We start from the raw sequence: 25,277 nt of genomic DNA, 5'->3' as shown, positions 1-25,277 counted from the left end.
TGAAGTCAAATGCAGGTGTTACCCGTTTGCCGGGGCGGTTACAACGCGGGTAACGAGTGGCAGTAAGACACTATGCCTGAGAGGGTAAACGTTCCAGGCCGACGAAGGGGCAATCATCCAGCATCTGATTCAGTTCGCGGCCGTCGGCCAGCGTCAGCCGCGGGGTCAGTTCGGCCAGCGGATAGAGCACGAATGGCCTGGCCTGCATGTGGTAATGCGGCACTTTCAGGCGGGGTTCGTCGATCAGGCGATTGCCGAACAGCAGGATGTCGAGGTCCAGCGTGCGAGGCCCCCAGCGTTCGTGGCGCTCGCGGCCCTGATCCAGTTCTATGGATTGAAGGGCATCGAGCAAGACAAGCGGCGCAAGGGTGGTGTCCAGCGCGGCGACTGCGTTGGTGAAGCGCGGCTGGCCGGGGAGCAGCGAGTCACTGACATAGAACGATGAGACGCCCGCCAGTTGACTGTCCGGCAACTGCTCCAGCGCCTTGAGTGCGCTGCGCAATTGCTCCGCCGGGTCAGCAAGATTACTGCCCAGGCCGATGTAGACGCGTTCGACCGTCAACGATGCAGGACTCGATAACGTCTTATTCACCGCCGGCTGTCTCGCCATCGGTGCGCTTGCGCTTCGCGCCGCTGCTGCGCCGGCGTTTGCGTGGCGCTGCTCCGGCCGCTTCAGGCTTGCCGCTCAGGTCGCGGATCATCTCGCGGCGCTCGCTTTCGTTGCATTCCTGGTAATCGGTCCACCACTGGCCCAGACCGTCGGTCTGTTCGCCTGCGGATTCGCGCAGCAGCAGGAAGTCGTAACCGGCGCGGAAGCGCGAATTGTCGAGCAACAGGTCGGCCCGCTTGCCCGAACGGCGCGGCAGACGCTCCTGCATGTCCCAGATCTCGCGGATCGGCATCGTGAAACGCTTTGGAATTGCGATGCGCTGACATTGCTCAATGATCAGCTCGTGCGCCGCTTCCTGCATTGCAGCGATCGGCGGCATGCCACGTTCCTGAGCGCGCAGCACCTTGGCGGGCAACGCTGGCCATAGCAAGGCGGCAAACAGAAACGCCGGGGTGACCGGTTTGTTCTGCTTGATGCGCAAGTCCGTGTTGATCAGCGCATTACTGATCAGGGTATGGGTGTACGTCGGGTTGTATTCCAGCGCCTTGGAGCTGGCGGGGAACAACGGTTCGAACAGCTCAAGGTCCACCAGCATCTCGAAGGTCGATGCGGCGTGGCCGGACAGGAACAGCTTGAGGACTTCTTCGAACAGACGCGCCGACGGAATATCACGCAGCATAGGGGCCAGCGGACGGATCGGCAGGGCGCTGTGCTTTTCAATGCCGAAATCCAGCTTGGCGGCGAAGCGCACGGCGCGCAGCATGCGCACCGGGTCTTCCTTGTAGCGCTGTTCTGGATCGCCGATCAGGCGGATCAGACGATTGCGGATGTCATGTACGCCATTGGCGTAATCCAGTACGCGTTCGGTCACTGGATCGTAATACAAGGCATTGATCGTGAAGTCGCGACGCTGGGCGTCTTCCTCAAGGGTGCCGTATACGTTGTCACGCAGGATGCGACCGCTTTCGTTGCGCGAGGACTGATTGCTGTCCTCTTCTTCGTCATCCTGTGGATGATTGGCGCGGAAGGTGGCGACTTCGATGATCTCGCGACCGAAGTGAATGTGCACCAGCTTGAACCGGCGGCCAATGATGCGTGCGTTGCGAAATTCTGCACGCACTTGTTCCGGCGTGGCGCTGGTGGCGACGTCGAAATCCTTGGGCGTGATATTGAGCATCATGTCGCGTACGCAGCCACCGACCAGGTAGGCCTGATAGCCTGCAGTTTGCAGACGCTCGACGATGTTGACGGCATAGCGGCTGAACTGGCTGCGTTGCAGCGAATGCTGGCTGCTGTTGAGCACTTCAGGCGTGGTGCGCGTGTGTTGCTGCGGCTTGCGCAGTGGGGAACGAAATGACTGGAACAACTTCTTCAGCATGGGATGCACTGTTTGAAGGAATATTCGGCCAAAAACGTGGAATGACCGCATGATGGGCGGGGATTCTAGCATTTAGTCGAGGGATGGTGTAGGAAGCTGTCGCGGAAGGGAGAAAGTACGGTCTGCTTTTACCGTGGAAGCTACTGGGGGAGCCGAAGCTCCCCCAAAGTGTGTGCTCTTTATTATTGTTTTCTGTACGGGCTTTTTGTTTTTGTTGAGTGCCCATTCACGAGACTTTCGTCTGTGAAACCTCCCAATCGGGAGTCAAGAGCAAACGGATTGCTTTGGTCGCTGCGTTGCAATGATCGTTCGATCCAACCAGTTCAGGCGCTACCTAAGGGTAGTTTTTGTTGTTCTCGGCCTGGTTGCGGGGCTAGCCCCAAATACAACTCCTCTCCAAAAGAATCAGTTAGCTGCGCCTCCGCCGTGTTGTTCTTGTTATGCGTGAGTCGATTCGTGTTGTTCTTGTTATGGGTGTCGTACTGCTTGTTGTTCTTCTTGTACCAGAGATATAGCAGAACCTGTGCCAACTTTGGCAAAGCCCCGTAAACCGGGACTTTGCTGGTTTTTTCCGGCCACGGCAGGCGTAAAAAAGCCGGGGCTTCGTTACCGTAAGACCCGGCTTTTGTTACGTGAGGCGAAGAAGGTAACAGTTTGCGCAAAGCGCTGAGCACTGCGTGCCAGAGCCTTGCGCAGACACTCAGGTTTCGTTGGCCACACCTTTGCGACGGGGAATCCCCAGGCGTTGGCGGCGTTCCCACAGGCATTTGCGGCTGACCCCGAGTTTGCGGGCAAGCTCGGTCTCGGTCATGTGGTCCTGATGTTCAAGGACGAAGTGCTGGAAATAATCCTCCAGCGACAGGTCCTCGGTCGGCTCGTTGTTGGTCGAGGTCGCGCCGTTGGACAGGGGCGAAAGGCCCATGTACTCGTCGTCGCCCAGGCCGTCCAGTTCGATATCGATACCCAGCAGGTCGGCGGTGATTTCCGGGTTTTCACACAGAATGACCGAACGCTCCACGGCGTTCTCCAGCTCGCGTACGTTTCCGGGCCAGCTGTAGTGACGAATGGCTTGCTCGGCGTCAGGGGCAAAGGTCAGGTCGTTCCGGCCGACCTTGGCGCTCTGGCGTGCCAGAAAGGCACGGGCAATTTCCAGTACATCGCTGCCGCGCTCACGCAATGCCGGAAGCTTGAGCGCGATCACGTGCAGACGGTAGAAAAGGTCTTCACGGAATTCGCCGTTCTTGGCCAGCGTCTTGAGGTCGCGGTGGGTTGCCGCAATCAGCCGTACATCGACTTTCTGCGACTGCACCGAACCTACGCGGCGAATTTCACCTTCCTGCAACACGCGCAGCAGGCGCGCCTGGGCTTCCAGAGGCAGTTCGCCGATTTCATCGAGAAACAGCGTGCCGCCGTCTGCGGCTTCAACCAGTCCGGCACGTCCGGCGCTGGCACCGGTAAATGCACCTTTCTCGTGGCCGAACAGCTCGGACTCGATAAGCGATTCCGGGATGGCGGCACAGTTGACGGAAATCATCGGTGCCTTGGCGCGACGCGACAGGTTATGCAGCGCGCGGGCGACCAGCTCTTTACCTGTACCCGACTCGCCTTGCACCAGAACGTTGGAGTCGGTTGGCGCGACCTTGCGGATCTTGCTGTACAGATCGAGCATGGGCGGACAGGAACCGATGATGCCGATCTCGCCATTGCTGTTGGGTGCGGCGCCTTTCTCGGTAGCGCCGGCTTTGCCCATGGCGCTGCGTTCAGCCTGCAGGCTGGTCACGGTCTGGCGATCACGCAGGATGCGTGAAACGGCCTGCAGCATCTCATCGTGATCGAAAGGCTTGGCGATGTAATCCACCGCGCCCATCTTCATCGAGTCAACTGCAGAGCGAAGGCTGGCGTAGCTGGTCATGATCAGCACCGGCTTGCCTTCGCCAAGTTTGATCAGTTCGGTACCGGGCGCGCCCGGCAGTCGTAGATCGCTGACAATCATGTCAAACGACGGGATGCTGAAACGCTCCTGAGCCTCCTGAACAGAGCCGGCTTCGCTGACTTCGTACTGATTGCGTTCAAGCAGGCGACGCAGGGCTGAGCGGATAATCGTTTCGTCTTCGACGATCAAAATATGCGGCATTGATTCAGTTCTCTCGACGGTCTCAGTTCGCGGTGGACGTCGCGTCGACATGGCGTGGCAGAGTCACCCGGATACGGGTACCACGCTGGTGCTCGGGGTCGGCCGGGCTGTCGATGGTGATTTGTCCATAATGCTCTTCAACGATGGAATAGACCAGCGCAAGGCCCAGTCCTGTTCCTTCACCGGGGTCCTTGGTGGTGAAGAATGGCTCGAACAATCGGTCCATGATTGCCTTGGGGATGCCACTGCCTTCGTCTTCGACGATCAAGTCCACAGTGTGTTCGGAGGCCTCGCTCTTGACCCTCACTGCGCTGCCGGCGGGCGAAGCATCGCGCGCGTTGGAGAGCAGGTTGATCAGCACTTGCGCAAGCCGCTGCGGGTCGCCATCGACCCAGTGTTCGGGGTTGCACAGGTTGTAGAACTGGACTTCGAAGTTGCGTCGGTTCAATGCCAGCAGGCCGATGGCATCCTGCGCCACTTCGGCCAGACAGACGGCTTCGTCACTGTGCTGATGAGCACCGGCATGGGCAAAGCTCATCAGCGACTGCACGATACGCGACACGCGTTTGGTCTGTTCGAGAATCTGGCTGCTGATTTCCTTAAGTTCGTCGTCTTCTTCGCGCTCTTCCCGAAGGTTCTGCGCCAGGCAGGCAATGCCGGTGATCGGGTTACCGATTTCGTGGGCGACGCCCGCTGCCAGTCGCCCGATGCTGGCGAGGCGTTCCGAGTGCACCAGCTTGTCTTCGAGCATCTGCGTGTCGGTCAGGTCTTCGACCAGCACCACCAGGCCGCTGTTGCCCGGGGCGAGCGGTTCGTTGATCGCCGCTTTGTGCAGGTTGAGCCAGCGCGTCTGTCCGTCCAGGGCCAGTCGCTGTTTGTGCAAGTGTTCGTCGGGGACGCTGATGAACCCGGTCAGCAGACCTTTCCATGGCTCGGCGATGGTTTCCAGACGCGAGCCCACGACGCGCTGCGCGACGATGCCGGTCAGTTCTTCCATCGCGCGGTTCCACATCAGGATTTCCTGATCCTCGGCCAGCGAGCACACGCCCATTGGCAGCTCCTGCAGGGTCTGCCGATGGTAGCGGCGCAAGGCGTCGAGTTCGGCGGCGAGCCCGGTCAGGCGCGAGTGGTAATCTTCCAGCCGGCTTTCGATGAAGTGGATATCTTCGGTGACATATTTTTCGCTGCCCGATTTGTACGGCAGGAAGGTTTCCACCATGTCCTGGGCGACGCTTGGGCCCATCAGGCCGGACAGGTTGGCCTCGATACGGTCGCGCAGCCGACGCAGTGCATAAGGCCGGCGTTCGTCGAACGGCAGATACAGATCACGCAGGGCCTGTTCGACTTCTTTCTGCGCAGCCTTCGCGCCCAGCGGTTTGGCCAGTTGGGTGGCGAACTCCTGCGGGGACACGGCGTGTAGCTCGCGGCGTTGCGGTCTGCGCACGTTGTCCACAGCGCAGGCCTCCGCAGCGCTGACTTCCTCGGCGCTGGCGTTGGTGAACAGCGATACCAGAGTGAACAGCAGCACGTTGGCGGCCAGCGAGGCAATGGCCGCCATGTGCCAACTGGTGTCGTCCAGCACGTAGATCATGTTCAGCAGTGGAATGTAGAAGCCCTGCAGGCCACTGATCAGTGGCAGCAGCATGCTCACTACCCAGACCGCGATCCCGGCCAGCAGGCCTGCGATGAAGCCGCGCCGGTTGGCGGTTGGCCAATACAGCACTGACAGCACGCCCGGTAGGAACTGCAGGGTTGCGACGAACGCGACGATGCCCAGATTGGCCAGATCCTGCTGCGCCCCCAGCATCAGGTAGAAACCATAACCGGCAGCGATAATCGCCACGATCAGTCCGCGTCGCGTCCACTTCAGCCAGCGGTAGATATTGCCTTCGGCCGGAGGCTGGTAAAGCGGCAGCACCAGATGGTTGAGCGCCATGCCTGACAGTGCCAGCGTGGTGACGATGATCAATCCGCTGGCCGCTGACAGTCCGCCAATGTAGGCGAGCAACGCCAGGGCCGGTTTGTTGGCGGCAATGCCGATGCCGAGGGTGAAGTATTCGGGGCTGGTGGTCGCACCGAGTTTGAGCCCGGCCCAGAGAATCAGCGGCACGGCCAGGCTGATCAAGAGCAGGAACAGCGGCAGGCCCCAGCTTGCGCTGACCAGCGAACGCGGATTGAGGTTTTCGGTGAACGTCATGTGGTACATGTGCGGCATGACGATGGCTGACGCAAAGAACACCAGCAGCAGCGTGCGCCACGGGCCTTCCTGCAGTGGCGTGTGCAGCGAGGCGAGGGCGGTCTGGTTCTGCAGCAGCCACAGTTCCAGCTGTTGTGGGCCATCGAACACGCCGTACAGCGCATACAGGCCGACACCGCCCAGAGCGATCAGCTTGATCAGCGATTCAAAAGCGATGGCGAAGACCAGCCCTTCGTGTTTTTCACGGGTTGCGATATGCCGTGAGCCGAAGAAGATCGTGAACAGCATGATGATCGCGCAAAAAGCCACGGCCACCCGATCCTGTACGGGCTCGCGGGTCATGATGCTGATCGAGTCCGCCACGGCCTGAATCTGCAACGCCAGCAGCGGCAGTACTCCGATCAGCATGAACACCGTGGTCAGCGCACCTGCCCAGGTGCTGCGAAAGCGGAACGCAAACAGGTCGGCCAGCGATGACAACTGATAGGTGCGCGTGATTTTCAGAATCGGGTAGAGCAAGACGGGGGCCAGCAAAAACGCCCCGGAAACACCCAGATAGCTGGACAGAAACCCATAGCCGTATTGGTAGGCCAGACCGACCGTGCCATAAAACGCCCAGGCGCTGGCGTACACGCCCAGCGACAAGGTGTAGGTCAGCGGGTGGCGAATGATTGCGCGCGGAATCAGGCCGCGTTCGCTGACCCAGGCCACGCCAAACAGCACCAGCAGATAGCCGGCGCTCACCAGCAACATCTGCGACAGGCTAAAGCTCATCGGCATCTCGCTGGCTTTGCAGAATGAAGGTCACCACGATCAGGATCAGCCACAGCAAGTAGGGCCGATACCAGGCGCCTGTTGCGTCGATCCACCAATCCATGATGGCCGGAGAAAAAAGGTAAATACCTACCACCAGAAGCAAAACCAACCGGTATATGTACATCTGGTCTCCCTGCGCTGGTAGATAAGGAGCGGCATGGTAACGGATGCGTGACAAGCTGCAAGTAGCCATAAGCAGTAGTTTTCGGCAACCGCTCTGGCTCAGTCTATCCGGGCTTCTTCAATGTTGCGCTGTCGGGGGATCAGATCGGCGTTCCAGTGCGCAATACCCCAGGCCAGCACCTCCTGAGGTGTTCCATAAGTCAGGTGTGAGTCGGTCGGCTGGCCCAGCGCCCGCAATGCGCGCAGCAGCAAGGGCGTGGCCTGGTCGGCAGGGAGTGGCGGGGAGCGGTAGGACTTGCCGAGCTTGTGGCCGTCCGGCTGGGTAATCAAGGGCACATGCAGGTAGCGCGGCGCAGCGATGCCCAGCAATTCCTGCAGGTACAAATGGCGCGGTGTCGAATCCAGCAGATCCGCGCCGCGCACGATGTCGGTCACACCTTGCCAGGCATCATCAATGACGACGGCCAGCTGATAGGCGTACAGGCCATCGCGTCGACGAATCACAAAGTCCCCGCTTTCATTGCCCAGGTGCATGCGGAAGGTGCCCTGCACCCGGTCTTCGAAGCGATACTCCAGTTCCGGCACGCGAAGGCGTATGGCCGCGTCCTGGGGCGAGTGGCCTGCGTTGCGACACAATCCCGGGTACACGCCTTGATACGCTTCGAGCTGTTTGCGCGAGCAGGTGCAGGCATAGGCCAGGCCCTGGCTGAACCAACGGTCGATAACGGCGGCGTACGCGTCGTGGCGTTCGCTCTGGCGGATCAGCTCGCCATTCCATTCAAAGCCGTAGCGCTCCAGCGTTTCGAGAATCGCGACTTGTGCGCCCGGCACTTCACGGGGCGGATCCAGGTCCTCCATGCGCATCAGCCACTGGCCGCCTGCGGCACGTGCATCAAGGTACGAGGCAAGCGCCGCCACCAGCGAGCCAAAGTGCAGATAACCGCTGGGCGTTGGCGCAAAGCGCCCGATATAGGCAGATTTTTTCATGGGCCGGATGGTACTGGGGCTCAGGCTGGGCTATCAAGCGCGGCAGGAGGGCGTTTTTGAAGCCGGCCGGCCGACACGGGCCGGGCGTTCGCGAACACGCTGGTTAACCCGCTAAAAGCAAAAAGACGCCGAAGCGTCTTTTTCATTCAAGGCAGGCCCTGACAGGTCATTTACCGACCTGCTTCTCCTTGATCTCTGCAAGGGTCTTGCAGTCGATGCACAGGTCTGCGGTCGGGCGTGCTTCGAGGCGACGGATGCCAATCTCGATGCCGCAGGACTCGCACCAGCCGTACTCTTCGTCTTCGATGAGTTGCAGCGTCTTGTCGATCTTCTTGATCAGTTTGCGCTCGCGATCACGGGCACGAAGTTCCAGGCTGAACTCTTCTTCCTGGCTGGCGCGGTCCGCTGGATCAGGGAAGTTGGCTGCCTCGTCCTTCATGTGGTCTACCGTGCGGTCGACCTCTTGCATCAAGTCCTGTTTCCACTTGTTCAGGATCTTGGTGAAGTGCGCACGCATGGGCTTGCCCATGTACTCCTCACCCTGCGTTGCAACGTAGGGTTCGAAGCCGCTGATTAGATGGTTCTGTTGCTTTTCTGGGGTGGGCATGTAGGGACCGCCTCTCACTCTTCTAATCTATTGCGCAGGATTGTTCCATCACCGACACCCGTCGGCCCTGCAGCTGCAAGCGGGCGAACTTACCAGATCAAATCGGAGTGCGCTACTCCCGGTTGTCGAGCATGACGACGCGGTCCGCTTGCAGGGACGACCGTGACGAAACTGCCCGTGTCTTAAATGAACTCTAGTCTTTGGCGGCCGTCGTAGCTTTCTTTTCTTTCGGATTTATCGATACGCCCTGGCGGATCATTTAGCGCACCGCAGGTCTGGGGTTGGGTAGAATCGTGCCCCTCTGTCATGACAGACATATTTCTAGACGCCTTCTCCATAAAGGAAGACCCATGGCCCAGCCTTACAGCGCGCGCAGTCGTGCCATCGAACCCTTTCACGTCATGGCGCTGCTGGCGCGGGCCAACGAACTGCAGGCCATGGGGCACGATGTCATTCACCTTGAAATAGGCGAGCCTGATTTCACCACGGCCGACCCGATCATTGCTGCAGGTCAGGCCGCGTTGGCCAACGGCAAGACGCGCTACACCGCTGCCCGGGGCCTGCCCGAGCTGCGTGAGGCCATCTCCGGTTTCTATGCGCAGCGCTATAAGATCAGTATTGACCCGCAACGGATTCTCGTCACGCCAGGCGGTTCGGGTGCGTTATTGCTGGCCAGCAGTCTGCTGGTCGATCCGGGCAAACACTGGCTGCTCGCTGACCCTGGCTACCCGTGCAACCGGCATTTCCTGCGGCTGGTCGAAGGCGGTGCGCAATTGGTGCCAGTAGGCCCTGAGGAGCGTTACCAGTTGACCCCCGAGCTGGTCGAGCGGCACTGGAATGGCGACAGCGTGGGCGCATTGGTGGCATCGCCGGCCAACCCGACCGGCACGTTGCTGCACCGCGACGAGCTGGCGGCGCTTTCGCAGACGCTCAAAGCGCGCGATGGGCATCTGGTGGTGGATGAGATCTATCACGGCCTCACGTACGGCGTGGATGCCAGCAGCGTGCTGGAAGTGGATGACGACGCGTTCGTGCTCAACAGTTTTTCAAAATATTTTGGCATGACAGGGTGGCGTCTGGGCTGGCTGGTTGCGCCCGACGATGCGGTGGCGGACCTGGAAAAGCTCGCTCAGAACCTCTACATCAGCGCGCCGAGCATGGCGCAATACGCAGCGCTCGCCTGTTTCGAGCCACAAACGCTGGAGATTCTGGAGCAGCGCCGCGAAGAGTTCGGGCGTCGCCGCGACTTTCTGTTACCGGCGTTGCGTGAGCTGGGCTTTGGTATCGCCGTCGAGCCAGAGGGCGCTTTCTACCTCTACGCCGATATCAGCGCCTTCGGTGGCGATGCGTTCGCATTCTGCCGGCACTTTCTGGAAACCGAACATGTGGCGTTCACACCGGGGCTGGACTTCGGACGTCATCTGGCCGGGCATCACGTGCGCTTTGCCTACACGCAGAGCCTGCCCAGGTTGCAGGAAGCCGTCGAGCGCATCACACGCGGCCTGCGCAGTTGGAGTGCCTGATGCGTTTTTCGCCTGAACTGGAGCAGGGTCGCCTGATTGTTCGTTACAAACGTTTTCTCGCCGACATCGAAACCGACAGCGGCGAGCTGCTGACCATTCACTGCCCCAATACCGGCTCGATGCTCAATTGCATGATGCCGGGCGGGCGCGTGTGGTTCAGTCGCTCCAGTGACCCCAAACGCAAGCTGCCAGGGACTTGGGAAATCAGCGAGACGCCGCAGGGACGTTTTGCCTGCATCAATACCGGCCGCGCCAACACGCTGGTAGAGGAGGCGCTGCGCGCAGGCGTGATCAGCGAGCTTGCCGGGTTCACCGCGCTCAAGCGCGAGGTGGCTTACGGGCAGGAAAAAAGCCGTGTGGACTTTCGGCTCGAATACCCCGAAGGCTTTCTGTACCTTGAAGTTAAAAGTGTAACGTTGGGTTTCGACGGCACCGACGTTGCGGCATTTCCGGACGCTGTGACCCAGCGTGGCGCTCGTCATCTGCGTGAATTGGCGACGTTGGCGCGAGAAGGCGTGCGTGCAGTGCTGTTGTATTGCTGCAATCTGACGGGAATCGAAGCGGTACGCCCAGCAGAGGAGATCGACCCGGCTTATGCCGCTGCGCTGCGCGATGCCATCGACGCCGGCGTGGAGATCCTGGCCTATGGCGTGCAGTTGACGCCGCAGGCTATCCGCATCGATCGGCGCTTGCAGGTGCAGTGGACGAGGTGATCCGGCGTGAAGCGCGTCCTCCACGTGCTTTATGGGTTCTCGGCGCTCGCGGGCAGGGCTACCCAGATGCCCTGCTCATCCTCGCGGCACGCCACTGCTGTCAATGACTGCCCCTCACAAGGTCCGGCAACACATTCGCCATTTTCAATCAGGAACAGCGCGCCGTGGGTGGCGCACTGGATCAGGCTGGCGCTGCTGTCCAGAAACCGGTCCGCTTGCCACTCCAGGGCGACGCCACGATGCGGGCAGCGGTTCTTGTAGACGAAGACCTCGCCGTGCCGACGCACCGCCAGCAACCTGATGTCATCGACTTCAAGGCCTCGGCTCTGCGACTCGGCCAGATAGCTTGATGGGCAAAGTAATTTCAAACGGCCTCCATGGTGGTGTTCATCGACGTTTTCTTATGACGAGACCGGGTTAGTGTGGCAGGTCAAGGCACGAATCGCGCTGTCGGATTTCCCCTCCAGGCCTGAGGGGGAGCGGGACGTCATGGGTTCGGCTCCCGCTCAATGATTGAGTCGGACTCTTCTCATGTTGGCGTAGTACCTCTCTCTTAGTGTCGGACGGCGGGCCCTTCAAGCGGCGCGTCATATATCGTCCCGCTCATGTTTTTAAGAGTGAAACGGCATGAATACGATTACCCCGGATAACGAGCAACTGGCACGTCAGGCCATTGCATTGCTGGAGTTGTTCGCCTTGAACAATGACGACACCGAGCAGCGCGTCATGGGCATTTGCCAACGTGCATTGACGCCTCTGGGGCCGGTGGCCGCGGTCTGCGTTTCTCCGCGCTTCGTGTGCCTGGCGCGCACGACGCTGGATCGGTTGATGGCTCATTCAGTGAGCGTCGTGGCAGCGGTCAATTTCCCCCATGGAGGAGTGATTATCGAATCTGCTGCCTCCGAGACACGTGCGGCGATTGTTTCAGGGGCTGACGAAATCGACGTGGTCTACCCGTTTCGCGCACTGCTCAGTGGTGATCTGCAAATAGGCCTGGACCTGATCTCGGCCTGCAAGGCCGTTTGCCCCAAGGGCATCAGACTAACGGTAACGCTGGAGACTGGAGAGTTGCGTGATCCCCAGCTCATTCGTACTGCCGGTCAGACAGCGATCGAGGCAGGTGCCGACTTTATCAAGACCAGTACCGGCAAGGCCGTCATTCATGCAACGCCCCAAGCGGCGCGCATCATGCTCGAGTCCATTGCCGAAGTGGGCGGGCAGGCCGGATTCAAGGCGGCGGGTGGCATTCGTACGCTGGAAGACGCCCGGCTTTTCATGCAATTGGCCCAGGCACGTTTCGGCGCACAATGGACAAGCGCTGATCGCGTACGTCTGGGGGCGTCGAGTCTGCTGGATGATCTGCTGGTACACCTGGGTGTGCATCAGTCGGCCAACTGAAGGGGCGGTGGACTGGGGCTATTTCGCGGGCAAAAAAAGACCCGGCAAAAAGCCGGGTCAAAAACCGTGATTAGCCTGATGAGGAGATAATCTGAAAGTCCGAACCAAGGTCTTTCAGGTATCGTCCAGTCTCGCGACCGGATGTGATAATCATAACGATTCTCATTTCTAAGTCAACACCTGTTTTCCAGCGCGCGGCCGTCAGCTCAAGACCTGTGCAATAGCACGGCGCTGGTCGGGTAGTGGATCAGGGAGCGTTGAAGCAGAGAGGTTTGCAAGGTAAAGGTACACGCAGCCGCGCTGCCCCGGCATGCGTTGCGCATGCCGGGGCAGGACCTATTGGGCTCAGCGAGTGCGGTAGCGCAGACGGGTACCGAAATTCACCGACATCAGAATCTCGTCAGCCGTCAGCTCAGCCGGGAAAAATGCCCCCGAAATCTGAGCGTGGGCGATGCTCGCGCCCTCCATCGGCGTATTGCGCAGATCCAGGCCACGCAGATCGGCGGAACGGAAGTAGGCGTCGGTGAAGTCGATGCCTGTGGTGTCCAGTTCACGCAGATCCAGACCCCGAAAATCGCCGCCGGCCATGTCGATCGTGCCGGTCTTCGGCCTCTCCTGGTTGAAGCCTTCGACGTCGTCTTTACGCAACATCATGTAAAGCGGTGAGTCGATCTGTTTGGGCTGGCTCATGATGGCCTCGAGGGTTGCGTTGGAATTATGGCGCCAGTATATCGCCACCAGTGTTTAGCCGTGAAGCATTACCTGCCCAACGGCTGAGCCGGCGACTCAGAGCCCTGGAAGGCGTTGGCGCAAGTGCTCGATCAGTTGATCCAGGTCGCCGCTCTGATGGGTCGCCACCTGTTTGCTGCAGGCGATTTCTTCAGCGGTGAGTGGCTCGCGATTGGCTTGCTGGGCCTTGATGACGTCCATCGTCGCATCCGAAGGGTCATCGTTTTGCGCCTGGCGCTGCTCAAGCCAGCCCGCGATTACCGCATCCGGGGCCTCGCAGTCGAGGATAAGAAACGGAACGCCCGTGGTCTCGGCGACCTTGGCAGCGGCTTTACGCTGTTCATGTTTAAGGTAGGTTGCATCAATCACCACCGAGAACCCGGCGCGTAGCGTCTTGCCGGCCAGCTCGTGAAGGCGGGCATACGTCGCGCTGCTGGCCTGCTCGCCATAGAGTGCCGAGCTTTCCTGGGAGAACATGCGCTTGCGTTCAATGTCCGAGCGCAGGCGTACCGCACCCAGCGATTCGACCAGGCGCATCGCGACGTGGCTTTTGCCGACAGCGGATACGCCATGGGTGATGACCAGAAAAGGCGATGGGATGGCGCTGTAGCTTTCGGCCAGATTCGCGTAGTTGCGGTACTGGCGAAGGGTTGCTGCGCGCTGCACACCATCGGCGTCGGCAGGTTGGCTGAACAGCGCAACCTTGGCACGCACCATGGCCCGATAAGCCTTGTAGAAGTTCAGCAACTCCAGACCTTCATAATCGCCGGTCTTTTCCAGATATTGGCTGATCAGGCGCCGAGACAGCGACTTCAGGCCGCGATCTTCCAGGTCCATGGCCAGAAAGCCGATGTCTGCGTAAACGTCGGTCTTGCGAAACGGTTCGTTGAATTCGATGCAGTCGAACAACACCACCCGGCCTTCGATCAGCGTGGCGTTGCCCAAGTGAATATCACCGTGGCATTCGCGGATGAAACCGTCCGTTTTACGCTGTGCCAGCAGAGGTTTGAGGCGCTCGAAACTCGACTCTGCCCAGGCTTGTAGAGCATCCAGCTGTGTCAGATCAGATTTTTCGCTGATCAAAGGACGAATTTGCTCAAAGTTTTGCACGACTGGCGCCATCGCGCTTTCAGGCGAACCCAGTTCCGACTCGAAGGTCACGTGCGGAGCTTTCAGGTGAAACCCGGCAATCTGCGCTGCCAGCTCGTCGATATGCCCGGTTGTCAGCTCTCCATTGGCCTGCAGCGTGCTGAGCAGGCCGCTTTGCGGAAACTGGCGCATCTTGAGGGCGTATTCGATGACTTCACCGCTGCCGCCCAGTTGTGGGGCTTCGACCGAGCCGGTGACCGGTATTACTTCAAGGTAAAGATCGTCGGTCAGACGCTGATTCAGACGCAGTTCTTCGTTGCAGAAGTGTTCACGCAGCGCCAGCGTTGTGAAGTCGAGAAAGCCGAAGTTGACCGGTTTCTTGAACTTGTAGACGTAAGGTCCGGTGAGCAGGACCCAGGAAATGTGCGTTTCGATGACCTGAAACTCTTCAACCGGATGGGGGAAGAGGGCGGGGTTCTGCAGGGCTGCGATGAGAGACTGGCTCACGGACGATCCTTCAAGAATGGACTCAAAAATGTAACTGCTCTATGCCGCCATTATGGCCGCTTGACGCAAGGCTGCAAACCGGCGAGTCGGGTGTCTGTCGAAGCCTTGCAAAGTGCGTATAATCCGCGCCCATGACTCGATCCCGTACTTCCCGTCCCGCAAAAAAACAACCGTCCGGCAGCCTGCGCAAGTGGCTGGGCTGGGCGTTGAAGCTCAGTATTGTCGGCCTGGTGCTCCTGGCCGGTCTGGCTATCTACCTTGATGCGATTGTTCAGGAGAAATTCTCCGGCAAGCGCTGGACGATTCCCGCGAAGGTCTATGCGCGGCCGCTGGAGCTGTTCGTCGGCCAGAAGCTGAGCCGCGATGACTTTCTCATCGAACTCGATGCGCTGGGTTATCGTCGCGAAAGCGTAGCCAATGGTCCGGGCGCGGCTGCGGTCAACGGCAACACCGTCGACCTGAATACCCGAGGTTTTCAGTTCTATGAAGGAACGGACCCGGCACAGCAGGTTCGTGTGCGTTTCTCAGGCGACTATGTCGCTGATTTGTCATCGGGCAACGGCGGCAAGCTCGCCGTGGCAAGGCTCGAGCCGCTGCTGATTGGCGGCCTGTATCCGAAAAACCTGGAAGACCGGATTCTCATCAAGCTCGATCAGGCCCCGCCTTATCTGCTCGATGGGCTGGTGGCGGTCGAAGACCGCGATTTCTATCATCACTTCGGTGTATCGCCCAAGTCGATTGCCCGCGCGATCTGGGTCAATACCTCGCAAGGCCAGATGCGTCAGGGCGGCAGTACGCTGACCCAGCAGTTGGTCAAGAACTTCTACCTGACCAACGAGCGCAGCCTCACGCGCAAGCTGACCGAAGCGATGATGGCCGTCTTGCTGGAGATTCATTACAGCAAGCAGGAAATTCTGGAGGCTTACCTCAACGAGGTGTTCGTGGGCCAGGACGGTCAGCGCGCGGTCCACGGCTTCGGATTGGCCAGCCAGTATTTTTTCAGCCAGCCGTTGTCGGAACTGAAAATTCATCAAGTCGCGATGCTGGTCGGACTGGTCAAGGGGCCATCCTTCTATAACCCGCGTCGCAACCCCGAACGAGCGCTTGAGCGCCGCAATCTGGTCCTCGATCTGTTCGAGCAGCAGGGCGTTGCCACGGCCGACGTCGTGGCTGCCGCCAAGAAAATGCCCTTGGGCGTGACCAAGACCGGCTCTCTGGCCGACAGCTCGTTCCCCGGCTTCCTGGATCTGGTCAAGCGTCAACTGCGCGAAGACTATCGCGATGAAGACTTGACCGAGGAAGGGCTGCGTATCTTTACCAGCTTCGATCCGATCCTGCAGATGAAGTCTCAGGCGGCCATGGACGATACGTTCAAGCGTCTGTCCGGGCGCAAGGGGGCGGACGAAGTCGAAGCCGCGATGGTTGTGACCAACCCTGAAACCGGTGAAGTTCAAGCCCTGCTCGGCAGTCGTCAGGCCGGGTTTGCGGGCTTCAACCGCGCCATTGATGCGGTCCGTCCGATTGGCTCGCTGGTCAAGCCAGCCATTTATCTGACTGCGCTGGAGCGCCCGAGCCAGTACACGTTGACCAGCTGGATCGCCGACGAGCTGTTCCAGGTCAAGGGCGCGGATGGCCAGATCTGGAAGCCGCAGAACTACGATCGCAAATCCCACGGCAATATCTTCCTCTATCAGGGGCTGGCGCATTCCTACAACCTGTCCACTGCCAAGCTGGGTCTGGATCTGGGGATTCCAAACGTCTTCAAGACCCTTGCAAAGCTTGGCGTGACGCGCGAGTGGCCTGCCTATCCGTCCATGCTGCTGGGGGCTGGCGGGTTGAGCCCGATGGAGGTCGCCACCATGTACCAGACCATCGCCAGTGGCGGGTTCAACACGCCAATGCGCGGTATTCGCAGCGTGCTGACTGCCGAAGGCGAGCCGCTCAAGCGCTATCCGTTCCAGATCGAACAACGCTTCGATCCGGGTGCCATTTATCTGGTCCAGAATGCAATGCAGCGCGTCATGCGTGAAGGTACCGGCAAGTCGGTCTACAGCGTATTGCCGAGTTCGTTGAACCTGGCGGGCAAGACCGGCACCAGTAACGATTCTCGTGACAGCTGGTTCGCAGGCTTCAGCCAGGACTTACTGGCCGTGGTATGGATGGGGCGCGACGACAACGGCAAGACGCCGTTTACCGGTGCCACTGGTGCCTTGCAGGTCTGGACCAGTTTCATGCGCAAAGCCGATCCACTGCCGCTGGACATGGCGATGCCGGACAACGTGGTTCAGGCCTGGGTCAACGCCCAGACTGGTCAGGGATCGGATGCCAGCTGCCCGAATGCTGTACAGATGCCGTATATTCGCGGCAGTGAACCCCAGCCCGGCGCCACATGTGGCGGCACTCCGGCACCTGCCACTGAGGTGATGGACTGGGTCAAGGGTTGGTTGAACTAAGCAATGAGGGTTTGAAGTGAATAAATGGTGGATACCCGCTTTAACAGCTCTGGCATTGCTCAACGGCTGTGCCAGCGTGCAACGCGGCTCGATTCCGGTTGTGGATTCGAGCTCGAAAGTCTCCAACGGCGAGCGTGTTTCGGCATCCCGTAGCGGCGTGAACCGGACCAACACCGTACAGACCCAGCAACCTCAGGCCGTGCCTCAGGATTCGGGTGTGGTGGTGATGGTTCCGGGCGCAGGTGGCAGCGATTCGGGGCAGAGCTTTTCAGCGCCGGCCAGTCAGGCGCCTTTCAGCGTGGATAGCCAGCCTGTCGACACTGCGCCTGTGAATCAGCCGCCGATCAACTCCGCGCCGATGAACAACAACAGTTACAGCATTCCTGCGGCCTCTGCGCCAAGCGGGATTCCATCCGGTAATAGCGGCGGCGGGCTTTCCGAGGATGAGCAGCTTGATGGCCCTGTGCTGGCTTTGCTGACCACTGCGCAGCAGCAACAAAGTGGCGGTGATCTCAACGGCGCTTCGTCGAGCCTTGAGCGTGCGCAACGCGTGGCCCCTCGTGAGCCGCAAGTGCTTTATCGCCTTGCGCAGGTGCGGCTGGCCCAGGGCGACGCCGCTCAGGCTGAGCAGTTGGCTCGCCGTGGTCTGACTTACGCCAACGGGCGTGCGAGTCTTCAGGCAAGCTTGTGGGAGCTGATCGCTCAATCCCGCGAGAAGCAGGGTGATTCGGCTGGCGCCGCGCTGGCGCGTCAAAAGGCTCGCTGATGGACAAGCGTTTTCCTGAAGTCGCAGAGCAGTTGTTGCTGATCGAGCGAGAACTGCGTGTGCTGGGCTGGTGGGATACCACGCCGCCCAGCGAACAGGCGCTGTCCAGTCAGGAGCCTTTCTGTGTGGACACCCTTGAGTTCGCGCAGTGGTTGCAGTGGATTTTCCTGCCGAGGATGAAAATCATACTCGAACGTGATCTTCCGCTGCCCAATGCCTCAGGCATTCTGGAAATGGCCGAGATGGTCTATTCCGGGCGTCTGGGTGAAACCCGCCTGCTGCAACAAAGCCTGGCTCGATTCGACCAGTTGATCACCGAAGCCCGTTGACCGGGCCACGGCCTAGTTGCAGTACTCGGAGAGGGTCTTTTCGGTCTCGGCAATACGGGTCTTGCGGTTTTCGTCCGTCAGGCGCCTGGTTTCACCGTCCACCTGCTCGCGCACCCGCGGATTGATTTGCAACTGCGCGAGATTGGTGCGCAGGGTCGCGCAGTTCTCTTCCCGTTTCGCTTCCTCGGCTTTCACCTGTGCCCGCACCTTTTCGTCGGCGGCGCGCTGCTGCGTGTCGATTGGACGTTTAGGTGCTGAAGGTGGCGCAGGTGTCACGGCAGGCTGGGGTGTCTGCACATTGATCTGTTGCGCGTCTTTGCCGGTGGGTGGCTGGGCGTCGAAATGCGTCACGCCCTGGGCGTCTACCCACTTGTAGATGGGCGCTGCCTGAGTGGTTGCGCTCGCTGACATTGCCAGTGCGGCAGCGAATATCATCCATTGCATGGTGTTTCCTTGAAATGTCTATGCCCCCAAACGCTACCATAACGGTGCGCGTGCGTCTGAAACAGTGCAATTTCAGGAACTTGGTCGCAAGAAAGCTCAACGATGACTTGACTTGAGGAGGGCGAATCACAACAATCCAAAGTTCGCTGTAGAAGGACTGCCAGAAGCAGACCCTCTCGGTAGATCATGAGGCGCACACCCGCGCCGACCTGTAACACCCGCAACGCGTTACCTCGCGCTGGGTGGGAATGTTCCGCAACACTCAGGGATATCCCAATACTTGCTCAGTCAGTGCTGACGTAGTCGGCGACCACCGTCGCTCATGCTCTGCTTGGCAGTAAACCTATAAAGACCCGTCCCGGAGTGGGCGGTATTCTGGCGTTTTAGAGGTGAACAACGTGGAGCTTTTATCTGGCGCTGAAATGATCGTCCGCTTTTTGCGTGACGAAGGCGTTGAGCACATCTACGGGTACCCGGGTGGTGCCCTTCTGCATGTCTACGACGCGCTGTTCAAAGAACCGGCCGTAAGCCACATCCTTGTTCGTCACGAGCAGGCTGCCACGCACATGGCCGACGGCTATGCCCGTGCAACCGGCAAGGCGGGCGTGGTGCTGGTGACTTCCGGTCCGGGAGCAACCAACGCAATTACCGGTATTGCAACGGCCTACATGGACTCCATCCCGATGGTGGTTCTGTCTGGTCAGGTTGCCAGTACGCTGGTGGGCACCGACGCGTTCCAGGAGACCGACATGATCGGTATCTCCCGCCCGATCGTGAAGCACAGCTTCATGATCAAGCACGCTTCGGAAATCCCGGAAGTCCTGAAGAAAGCGTTCTACCTGGCGCAATCCGGCCGTCCTGGTCCTGTCGTCGTCGATATTCCGAAGGACATGACCAACCCGGCCGAGAAATTCGAATACGTTTTCCCCAAGAAAGCCAAGCTGCGTTCCTACAGCCCGGCGGTTCGTGGCCACTCCGGCCAGATCCGCAAGGCAGTCGAGATGCTGCTGGCCGCCAAGCGTCCGATCATCTACGCCGGCGGCGGTGTGGTGATGGGCAACGGTTCGGCGCCGCTGACCGAGTTGGCTCAACTGCTCAATGCGCCGGTCACCAACACCTTGATGGGCCTGGGTTGCTATCCGGGCACGGATCGTCAGTTCGTCGGCATGCTTGGCATGCACGGCAGCTACACCGCCAACCTGGCGATGCACCACACCGACGTGATCCTGGCAGTCGGTGCGCGCTTCGATGACCGAGTGATCAATGGAGCGAGCAAGTTTTGCCCGAATGCCAAGATCATTCATATCGACATCGATCCGGCATCGATCTCCAAAACCATCAAGGCCGACGTGCCAATCGTGGGCCCTGTCGAAAGCGTACTGACCGAGATGGTCGCCACGTTGAAGGAAATCGGCGAGACCCCGGACAAAGCCTCCGTTGCTGCCTGGTGGAAGCAGATTGACGAATGGCGCGCCGGTGGCGACCTGTTCCCGTACAACCGCGGCGATGGCTCGGTGATCAAGCCGCAGACCGTGATCGAAACACTGTGCGAAGTCACCAAGGGCGACGCCTACGTCACCTCGGACGTGGGGCAGCACCAGATGTTCGCGGCTCAGTACTACCGTTTCAACAAGCCTAATCGCTGGATCAACTCTGGCGGCCTGGGCACGATGGGCTTCGGTTTCCCGGCAGCCATGGGCGTCAAACTGAACTTCCCGGATGCGCACGTTGCGTGTGTGACTGGCGAAGGCAGCATCCAGATGAACATCCAGGAGCTGTCGACCTGCCTGCAGTACGGTCTGCCTGTGAAGATCATCCTGCTCAACAACGGTGTGCTGGGCATGGTTCGCCAGTGGCAGGACATGAGCTATGGCGCACGTCACTCGCATTCCTATATGGAATCGCTGCCTGACTTCGTCAAGCTGGTCGAAGCCTATGGCCATGTCGGTATGCGCATCACTGATCTGAAAGATTTGAAGCCGAAGATGGAAGAAGCCTTTGCCATGACAGACCGTCTGGTCTTCCTCGACATCCAGGTCGATGTAACCGAGCACGTCTATCCGATGCAGATCAAGGACGGCTCCATGCGCGATATGTGGTTGAGCAAGACGGAGCGGACATAATCATGCGGCACATCATTTCCTTACTGCTGGAAAACGAACCGGGTGCATTGTCTCGTGTCGTCGGGCTGTTCTCGCAGCGTAACTACAACATCGAAAGCCTGACGGTTGCGCCGACCGAGGACCCGACCCTGTCGCGTCTGACGCTGACCACCGTGGGCCATGACGAGGTGATCGAGCAGATCACCAAAAACCTCAACAAGCTCGTTGAAGTGGTCAAGCTGGTCGACCTTTCGGAAAGCGCGCACATCGAGCGTGAGCTGATGCTGGTCAAGGTCAAGGCCACCGGTGCGCAGCGTGCCGAGATCAAACGCACCACGGATATCTTCCGCGGGCAGATCGTCGACGTGACCGCCAGCGTCTATACCGTGCAGTTGAGCGGTACGAGCGACAAACTGGACAGCTTCATTCAGGCCATCGGCACCGCCGCCATCCTGGAAACAGTACGCAGTGGCGTGACGGGCATTGCCCGTGGCGACAAAGTGCTGAGCGTTTAACTCATTAAGCAAATGGCCTGAACGGCCAAGATAACAGGGGAATTCCATGAAAGTTTTTTACGACAAAGACTGCGACCTTTCGATCATCCAGGGCAAGAAAGTTGCCATCATCGGTTACGGTTCTCAGGGCCACGCTCAAGCGTGCAACCTGAAAGACTCCGGCGTTGATGTCACTGTTGGCCTGCGCAAAGGTTCGGCCACTGTCGCCAAAGCTGAAGCTCATGGCCTGAAAGTGACTGACGTTGCTTCCGCCGTTGCTGCTGCCGACCTGGTCATGATTCTGACCCCGGACGAATTCCAGTCCCAGCTGTACAAGAACGAAGTCGAGCCAAACCTGAAGAAGGGCGCAACGCTGGCCTTCTCCCACGGTTTCGCCATTCACTACAACCAGGTCGTGCCACGCGCGGACCTGGACGTGATCATGATCGCGCCGAAGGCTCCAGGCCACACCGTGCGTACCGAGTTCGTCAAGGGCGGCGGTATTCCTGACCTGATCGCGGTTTACCAGGACGCTTCGGGCAACGCCAAGAACGTCGCTCTGTCCTACGCTTCGGGCGTTGGTGGCGGCCGTACCGGCATCATCGAAACCACATTCAAGGACGAGACCGAAACCGACCTGTTCGGCGAGCAGGCTGTTCTGTGTGGCGGTACTGTCGAGCTGGTCAAGGCTGGCTTCGAAACGCTGGTTGAAGCCGGTTACGCGCCAGAAATGGCCTACTTCGAGTGCCTGCACGAGCTGAAGCTGATCGTTGACCTCATGTACGAAGGCGGTATCGCCAACATGAACTACTCGATCTCCAACAACGCCGAATACGGCGAGTACGTGACCGGCCCGGAAGTCATCAACGCCGAATCCCGTCAGGCCATGCGTAACGCTCTGAAGCGCATCCAGGACGGCGAGTACGCCAAGATGTTCATCAGCGAAGGCGCGACCGGCTACCCATCGATGACCGCCAAGCGTCGTAACAACGCAGCGCACGGCATCGAAATCATCGGCGAGAAACTGCGCTCGATGATGCCTTGGATCGCGGCGAACAAAATCGTCGACAAAGAAAAGAACTGATCTTTTCCGGTTCATGAAAAAACGCGGCCAATGGGCCGCGTTTTTTCGTTATGGGGTCAGGCTCTGGTATAAAGCTGCATCGTTTGCGGACGAACCCTCGTCGCAGACATCTGTCGAACCTTTTCAAACCGCTGCAAGGTAATGTCCATGAGCGAACGTCCTGAAGAGCCGATCAAGGCCTCTGACGCTGAAAGTCTGCTACCCATCGATGAACACGTTGAAGAAGGGCACGACGCCGAAGGGCGCAAGGTCCGTCATCGCGGTATCTATCTACTGCCGAACCTGTTCACTACCGCGAATCTGTTTGCGGGCTTCTACTCCATCATCAGTTCCATGAGCGCTCAAAGTGCCTTGAGTGCTGGCGATGCGGCTGGAGCCAGCAAGTATTTTGCCTTTGCCGCCATCGCCATCTTCGTGGCCATGGTGCTCGATGGGCTTGATGGTCGTGTGGCGCGCATGACCAATACGCAAAGCGCCTTCGGCGCCGAATACGATTCGCTGTCCGACATGGTCGCCTTTGGTGTGGCTCCTGCCTTGCTGGCATTCGGCTGGGCGCTCGGGGATATGGGCAAGGTCGGCTGGATGGTTGCCTTCATCTATGTCGCAGGCGCGGCGTTGCGTCTGGCGCGCTTCAACACGCAAGTGGGCAAGGCCGACAAGCGCTACTTCATCGGTCTGGCCAGTCCGGCTGCGGCAGGTGTGGTGGCGGGTACTGTCTGGGCGTTCAGTGACTTCGGCATTCAAGGGTCCAAGCTGTCGTTCCTGGTCGCGCTGCTGGTAGCCGGTGCTGGCATGCTGATGGTCAGCAACATCAAGTACAACAGCTTCAAGGAGCTGGATCTGAGAGGACGCGTGCCGTTCGTTGCCATTCTTGCAGTGGTTTTGGTATTCGCGGTGGTATTCAGTGATCCGCCTCGCATTCTGCTGCTGATATTCCTCGGCTACGCGCTATCCGGCCCTGCTCAGTATTTGTTGCGCCTTCGTCGTCACAAATCCTCAAATTGATCTAATTTCCCCCATACTCCGTAGTCTATTGGTGCATCAGTTCCCCTAGGCTGCGGAGTCATCATGCTAATCAAGCTTCCTTCTGCGTCCGACTCCAAAGAGTCCGACGTAACGCCTGAATCCATTTACCTTTCTCGCCGCACGCTATTGGCCAGTTCGCTTGCCGGATTGGCGGTGAGTGCCTTGCCGCGCTGGGCCAGTGCCGCCGACCCCTCGCGTTACGCCGATGTCGAAGCAGGCAAAGCGCCAGGCTGGTTTGCCGACAAACTGCCCGCGACGAAGTGGCAGGCGGTTAACGTCAGAGATGAGGCGATTACACCCTTCAAGGATGCGACCCACTACAACAACTTCTATGAGTTCGGGACGGACAAGGGCGATCCTGCAAAAAACGCGGGCTCCCTGAAGACCGAGCCATGGAGCGTGGTGATTGATGGTGAGGTCGGCAAGCCGGGTCGCTATGCCCTCGAAGACTTCATGAAGCCTTATCAATTGGAAGAGCGCATCTACCGTCTGCGGTGCGTCGAGGCCTGGTCGATGGTTATTCCCTGGATCGGGTTTCCTATCTCGGCTTTGCTCAAGCAGGTAGAGCCGACCTCGAAGGCCAAGTACATTCGTTTCGAGACGCTGGAAGATTCCAAGTCCATGCCGGGGCAGCGTTCCGATTTCGCCCTTATCGACTGGCCTTATGTAGAAGGGCTGCGTCTGGATGAGGCGATGAACCCGCTGGCGATCCTGGCGGTGGGCATGTATGGGCGAGAGTTGCCCAATCAGAATGGCGCGCCGCTACGATTGGTCGTGCCCTGGAAGTATGGCTTCAAGAGCGTGAAGTCGATTGTGCGCATCAGTCTGGTCAGCGAGCAGCCCAAGACGACCTGGCAAAGCATTGCGGCCAATGAGTACGGCTTCTATGCCAACGTGAACCCGACTGTGGATCACCCCCGTTGGACACAGGCCCGTGAGCGGCGGCTGCCGAGCGGTCTGTTCAGTCCTAATGTCCGGGATACGAAGATGTTCAACGGGTATGAGGAAGAGGTCGCCTCTCTATATACCGGCATGGATCTGCGGAAGGACTATTGATGCGTTATCCCTTGCTGCGTCTCTGCGTATTTCTGGCTGCATGCGTTGCGCCCGTTCTCTGGCTCTATCAGGCCTGGATATTTGCGCTCGGTCCTGATCCGGGCAAGGCGCTGGTTGAGAACTTCGGGTTAGGGGCGCTGATACTGTTGCTGATCACGTTGGCCATGACGCCGCTGCAGCGATTGAGCGGCTGGCCTTTCTGGATCGTGGTACGCCGGCAATTAGGGCTTTGGTGCTTTGCCTACGTCGTGTTGCACATGACCATGTACACGCTTTTTGTTCTGGGGCTGGATTTCGGGCAATTGGGTGTGGAGTTGGTCAAGCGGCCCTACATCATTGTTGGCGCGCTCGCATTTCTCTGTCTGCTGGCGCTGGCAGTGACATCTAATCGCTATAGTCAGCGTCGACTGGGCGCGCGATGGAAGAAGCTGCATCGGCTGACCTACGTGATTCTTGGCTTGGGTTTGCTGCATATGTTCTGGATTGTCCGTGCCGATCTCAAGGAGTGGGCCTTATATGCGGCCATCGGAGGCGGGCTGCTGATCCTTAGAATCCCAATGATTGCTAGGCGAATCCCCCGTCTCGGTGCACTCAGGACAAATCGGCCGGTAAAAACCTGAAATTAGCTGTTGACGCGCTCTGTGATGTGTCTATAATTCGCCCCACTTCCGGCGCAGACGGAAACGAAAAAGCCTTGAGATTCAATGAGTTA

General features: G+C 59.2%; 24 protein-coding genes. 12 read left to right on the top strand and 12 right to left on the bottom strand.

Going from position 1 to position 25,277, the window contains the following annotated elements; translation table 11 throughout:
- Window positions 1-70: 70 nt before the first annotated feature.
- The 8 genes from folK to dksA all read right to left on the bottom strand — a co-directional run bounded on the left by folK (window position 71) and on the right by dksA (window position 8,852).
- Window positions 71-592, bottom strand: coding sequence for a 2-amino-4-hydroxy-6-hydroxymethyldihydropteridine diphosphokinase (folK, locus tag BUB69_RS25145; RefSeq protein ID WP_240033491.1), 522 nt, complete (start codon window positions 590-592; stop codon window positions 71-73).
- Window positions 585-1,988, bottom strand: a complete 1,404-nt coding sequence (locus tag BUB69_RS25140) for a polynucleotide adenylyltransferase PcnB (protein WP_073172173.1) — start codon at window positions 1,986-1,988, stop codon at window positions 585-587. Before BUB69_RS25140 ends, folK begins: the two co-directional genes overlap by 8 nt.
- 323 nt (window positions 1,989-2,311) lie before the next feature.
- Window positions 2,312-2,662 (bottom strand): hypothetical protein, encoded by a 351-nt coding sequence (locus BUB69_RS28695; protein WP_141121909.1) that lies wholly within the window; start codon window positions 2,660-2,662, stop codon window positions 2,312-2,314.
- A gap of 26 nt (window positions 2,663-2,688) precedes the next feature.
- Complete coding sequence (locus BUB69_RS25130) at window positions 2,689-4,122, bottom strand: sigma-54-dependent transcriptional regulator (RefSeq protein ID WP_073172166.1); 1,434 nt, start codon at window positions 4,120-4,122, stop codon at window positions 2,689-2,691.
- A gap of 22 nt (window positions 4,123-4,144) precedes the next feature.
- Window positions 4,145-7,099: a sensor histidine kinase gene (locus BUB69_RS25125; protein ID WP_122697099.1), complete on the bottom strand. Its 2,955-nt coding sequence runs from the start codon at window positions 7,097-7,099 to the stop codon at window positions 4,145-4,147.
- On the bottom strand, window positions 7,083-7,259 hold the full coding sequence (locus BUB69_RS25120) for a hypothetical protein (RefSeq protein ID WP_004879930.1): 177 nt from the start codon (window positions 7,257-7,259) through the stop codon (window positions 7,083-7,085). Before BUB69_RS25120 ends, BUB69_RS25125 begins: the two co-directional genes overlap by 17 nt.
- A gap of 98 nt (window positions 7,260-7,357) precedes the next feature.
- Window positions 7,358-8,245, bottom strand: a complete 888-nt coding sequence (gluQRS, locus tag BUB69_RS25115; protein WP_073172158.1) for a tRNA glutamyl-Q(34) synthetase GluQRS — start codon at window positions 8,243-8,245, stop codon at window positions 7,358-7,360.
- 166 nt (window positions 8,246-8,411) lie between these two features.
- Window positions 8,412-8,852, bottom strand: a complete 441-nt coding sequence (dksA, locus tag BUB69_RS25110; protein ID WP_073172154.1) for an RNA polymerase-binding protein DksA — start codon at window positions 8,850-8,852, stop codon at window positions 8,412-8,414.
- Between the two features lie 350 nt (window positions 8,853-9,202).
- Between dksA and BUB69_RS25105 the strand changes: the two genes are divergently transcribed.
- Both BUB69_RS25105 and sfsA read left to right on the top strand, forming a co-directional pair.
- Window positions 9,203-10,375, top strand: a complete 1,173-nt coding sequence (locus tag BUB69_RS25105) for a pyridoxal phosphate-dependent aminotransferase (protein ID WP_073172151.1) — start codon at window positions 9,203-9,205, stop codon at window positions 10,373-10,375.
- Complete coding sequence (gene sfsA / locus BUB69_RS25100; protein ID WP_073172149.1) at window positions 10,375-11,088, top strand: DNA/RNA nuclease SfsA; 714 nt, start codon at window positions 10,375-10,377, stop codon at window positions 11,086-11,088. Before BUB69_RS25105 ends, sfsA begins: the two co-directional genes overlap by 1 nt.
- Window positions 11,089-11,117: 29 nt before the next feature.
- On the opposite strand, the gene BUB69_RS25095 is transcribed toward sfsA, so the two are convergent.
- Window positions 11,118-11,456, bottom strand: a complete 339-nt coding sequence (locus BUB69_RS25095; RefSeq protein ID WP_073172146.1) for a Rieske (2Fe-2S) protein — start codon at window positions 11,454-11,456, stop codon at window positions 11,118-11,120.
- 259 nt (window positions 11,457-11,715) lie between these two features.
- On the opposite strand from BUB69_RS25095, the gene deoC reads away from it, so the two are divergent.
- Window positions 11,716-12,486: a deoxyribose-phosphate aldolase gene (gene deoC, locus BUB69_RS25090; RefSeq protein WP_073172144.1), complete on the top strand. Its 771-nt coding sequence runs from the start codon at window positions 11,716-11,718 to the stop codon at window positions 12,484-12,486.
- Between the two features lie 345 nt (window positions 12,487-12,831).
- On the opposite strand, the gene BUB69_RS25085 is transcribed toward deoC, so the two are convergent.
- Complete coding sequence (locus BUB69_RS25085; protein WP_073172141.1) at window positions 12,832-13,176, bottom strand: pentapeptide repeat-containing protein; 345 nt, start codon at window positions 13,174-13,176, stop codon at window positions 12,832-12,834.
- A 96-nt stretch (window positions 13,177-13,272) separates the two neighbouring features.
- A complete protein-coding gene (locus tag BUB69_RS25080; RefSeq protein WP_073172138.1) occupies window positions 13,273-14,811 on the bottom strand; it encodes a bifunctional aminoglycoside phosphotransferase/ATP-binding protein in 1,539 nt (512 codons plus the stop codon).
- Between the two features lie 131 nt (window positions 14,812-14,942).
- Here BUB69_RS25080 and mrcB point away from each other — a divergent pair, with 131 nt between their 5' ends.
- Genes mrcB through BUB69_RS25065 form a run of 3 tightly spaced genes read left to right on the top strand, consistent with a single transcriptional unit; the run spans window position 14,943 to window position 18,359 of the window.
- A complete protein-coding gene (gene mrcB / locus BUB69_RS25075) occupies window positions 14,943-17,264 on the top strand; it encodes a penicillin-binding protein 1B (protein ID WP_073172135.1) in 2,322 nt (773 codons plus the stop codon).
- 55 nt (window positions 17,265-17,319) lie between these two features.
- Window positions 17,320-18,030: a tetratricopeptide repeat protein gene (locus BUB69_RS25070; RefSeq protein WP_245825326.1), complete on the top strand. Its 711-nt coding sequence runs from the start codon at window positions 17,320-17,322 to the stop codon at window positions 18,028-18,030.
- Window positions 18,030-18,359 (top strand): YqcC family protein, encoded by a 330-nt coding sequence (locus tag BUB69_RS25065; RefSeq protein ID WP_073172129.1) that lies wholly within the window; start codon window positions 18,030-18,032, stop codon window positions 18,357-18,359. Before BUB69_RS25070 ends, BUB69_RS25065 begins: the two co-directional genes overlap by 1 nt.
- 12 nt (window positions 18,360-18,371) lie before the next feature.
- Here BUB69_RS25065 and BUB69_RS25060 read toward each other — a convergent pair whose 3' ends face one another.
- Window positions 18,372-18,803 (bottom strand): DUF4124 domain-containing protein, encoded by a 432-nt coding sequence (locus BUB69_RS25060; protein WP_073172126.1) that lies wholly within the window; start codon window positions 18,801-18,803, stop codon window positions 18,372-18,374.
- Window positions 18,804-19,201: 398 nt separating this feature from the next.
- Here BUB69_RS25060 and BUB69_RS25055 point away from each other — a divergent pair, with 398 nt between their 5' ends.
- From BUB69_RS25055 to msrQ, 6 genes are all read left to right on the top strand, one after another.
- The gene (locus tag BUB69_RS25055; RefSeq protein ID WP_024689078.1) at window positions 19,202-20,926 is read left to right on the top strand and encodes an acetolactate synthase 3 large subunit; all 1,725 of its coding nucleotides are present in this window, start codon (window positions 19,202-19,204) and stop codon (window positions 20,924-20,926) included.
- Window positions 20,927-20,928: 2 nt separating this feature from the next.
- On the top strand, window positions 20,929-21,420 hold the full coding sequence (gene ilvN, locus BUB69_RS25050; RefSeq protein ID WP_004879902.1) for an acetolactate synthase small subunit: 492 nt from the start codon (window positions 20,929-20,931) through the stop codon (window positions 21,418-21,420).
- A gap of 46 nt (window positions 21,421-21,466) precedes the next feature.
- Window positions 21,467-22,483: a ketol-acid reductoisomerase gene (gene ilvC, locus BUB69_RS25045; protein WP_024689077.1), complete on the top strand. Its 1,017-nt coding sequence runs from the start codon at window positions 21,467-21,469 to the stop codon at window positions 22,481-22,483.
- Between the two features lie 147 nt (window positions 22,484-22,630).
- Entirely contained in the window at window positions 22,631-23,488 is an 858-nt protein-coding gene (gene pssA, locus BUB69_RS25040) for a CDP-diacylglycerol--serine O-phosphatidyltransferase (protein WP_073172123.1), read from the top strand.
- Window positions 23,489-23,551: 63 nt separating this feature from the next.
- Window positions 23,552-24,565 carry a protein-methionine-sulfoxide reductase catalytic subunit MsrP gene (msrP, locus tag BUB69_RS25035; RefSeq protein ID WP_073172120.1) on the top strand — a complete coding sequence of 338 codons (1,014 nt, stop codon included), beginning with the start codon at window positions 23,552-23,554 and terminating at the stop codon, window positions 24,563-24,565.
- Window positions 24,565-25,185 carry a protein-methionine-sulfoxide reductase heme-binding subunit MsrQ gene (gene msrQ / locus BUB69_RS25030; RefSeq protein WP_073172116.1) on the top strand — a complete coding sequence of 207 codons (621 nt, stop codon included), beginning with the start codon at window positions 24,565-24,567 and terminating at the stop codon, window positions 25,183-25,185. Before msrP ends, msrQ begins: the two co-directional genes overlap by 1 nt.
- Window positions 25,186-25,277 lie beyond the last annotated feature (92 nt).

This window comes from Pseudomonas asturiensis (assembly GCF_900143095.1).
Classification (GTDB): Bacteria; Pseudomonadota; Gammaproteobacteria; order Pseudomonadales; family Pseudomonadaceae; genus Aquipseudomonas; species Aquipseudomonas asturiensis.
Note: the sequence above shows the minus strand (reverse complement) of the source record. Positions and strands in the feature narration are given on the sequence as shown.